The organism is Micromonospora sp. M51, assembly GCF_018070305.1.
Lineage (GTDB): Bacteria > Actinomycetota > Actinomycetes > Mycobacteriales > Micromonosporaceae > Micromonospora > Micromonospora parva.
Genome location: NZ_JAGPXZ010001441.1, coordinates 1 through 551 on the forward strand (window position 1 = coordinate 1; position 551 = coordinate 551).

General features: G+C 62.3%; 1 protein-coding gene. It reads right to left on the minus strand.

What is annotated here, in order from left to right:
• A partial coding sequence (locus tag KBX53_RS35330; RefSeq protein ID WP_210864072.1) for a gamma-glutamylcyclotransferase occupies nucleotides 1-265 on the minus strand: 265 nt, incomplete at its 3' end.
• Between the last annotated feature and the right edge of the window lie 286 nt (nucleotides 266-551).

Genomic DNA, 551 nt, shown 5'->3' on the forward strand with positions numbered 1-551 from the left:
CCGCAAAGCCCTCGCCGCAGGCTTCGTACATGTCGAGCTCGCGCAGCAACTCTTCCGGCACGTGAAGGCGGAACAGCTCGCCATGGACGACCTCGGAGGTTGCGTCCGATAACAGCAGTCCCGGATAATGCTTCACCAGAACGAGCCGGCCGCGACAGGTCGCCTCGCCAAGGAAATCCGCGTGGCCCGCGAGCAGCCGCGCCATCGGATGGTCGAAGCCGCGCATCATCAGGGTGCCGTAGACGAAGAGACGATCGGAGGTCATGGAAATGTCTATAGCCTCTGAACTCCGTCATTGCGAGGAGCTCTTGCGACGAAGCAATCCAGACTGTCCCTGCGGAAGATTCTGGATTGCTTCGCTGCGCTGGCAATGACGAGGCAGGCGCAACGGCTCACCCTGCCTTCACGACCTCATCGCTAACCACCAGGAACTTCTTCAACTCCATCCGGCCAAAGCTGGTCGAGAGCGCGACGTCTGCGGCATCGCGGCCGGTGCCCATCAGGATGCGGCCCCTGCGGGGAATGTTGTGGCGGGCGTCGAAGGTGAACCA